The organism is Streptomyces albidoflavus (genome assembly GCF_000719955.1).
GTDB lineage: Bacteria > Actinomycetota > Actinomycetes > Streptomycetales > Streptomycetaceae > Streptomyces > Streptomyces albidoflavus.
In genome coordinates this window covers 1-493 of sequence record NZ_JOII01000095.1, presented here as the reverse complement: position 1 = coordinate 493, position 493 = coordinate 1, and the positions used below count along the sequence as shown (strand labels likewise).

The window sequence follows — 493 nt, the reverse complement described above, 5'->3', positions numbered from 1 at the left end:
CACCGCCCGCAACCCCGAAGCCATGTGGCACCTCCTCACACAGGAGAAGGTCACCCTCCTCAGCCAGACCCCGTCCATGTTCCGCGAACTCGTCGGCCACGGACCGGGCACCGACGCCCTCGACGCCGACGTGCAGGGTCTCCCTGATCTGCGGTGGATCGTCTTCGGTGGTGAGGCGCTGGAACCGAAGCACATCCAGCCCTGGTTCGACCGCTACCCGGACGCCCGCACCCAGCTGATCAACATGTACGGGATCACGGAAACCACGGTCCACGTCACCCACCAAGTACGTCGCCGGCAACGGACTCGCACGCGGCTACCTCCACCGCCCCCAACTCACCGCCGAACGCTTCACCGCCAACCCCCACCACGACATCGGCACCAGCACCGGCATCACCACCGGTACGCGTATGTACCGATCGGGCGACCTCGCACGCTGGCTCCCCGACGGCACCCTCGAACACCTCGGCCGCGCCGACGACCAAGTCAAAAT

At 66.7% G+C, this 493-nt stretch carries 1 pseudogene; it reads left to right on the top strand.

Features of this window, described 5'->3' with window-relative positions:
* Positions 1 to 493 (top strand): annotated as a pseudogene (locus IF45_RS34540) (AMP-binding protein); the annotation flags it as partial.